The organism is Enterobacter cloacae complex sp. P1B, assembly GCF_014982345.1.
GTDB classification, from domain to species: domain Bacteria; phylum Pseudomonadota; class Gammaproteobacteria; order Enterobacterales; family Enterobacteriaceae; genus Enterobacter; species Enterobacter bugandensis.
Map to the genome: position 1 here is coordinate 1 of NZ_JADCLF010000039.1, position 324 is coordinate 324.

The window sequence follows — 324 nt, forward strand, 5'->3', positions numbered from 1 at the left end:
AGCCAGAAGCAAGACCAGCAAGCCCATATAAGTTTATATCTTGCGTAATGTTAAATGCTATACCCGGCATAATAGATGCATATTTATTCTTTAAATAAGAATATCCAGAGCCGCTGGTATTCTGTATATAAGTGCCTGATGCGACCAGTGCGAAATCATTCATATCGTGTCTAAACATGATATTCAATCCATGCATATTTTCTGCCCCATTTTTCTTGCCTATAGCATAATTCATAGACATTGAATTACTAGCAGATACAGTCGTGTTAAAAACGCAAATAAAAAGAAATATCACTGCAAGCTTAATTTTATGCATAGATCCTC

1 protein-coding gene is annotated in these 324 nt (G+C 35.2%); it reads right to left on the reverse strand.

What is annotated here, in order from left to right:
• The coding region (locus INF77_RS23130; protein WP_193543115.1) for a hypothetical protein at window positions 1-316 on the reverse strand (316 nt) is incomplete at its 3' end.
• Window positions 317-324 lie beyond the last annotated feature (8 nt).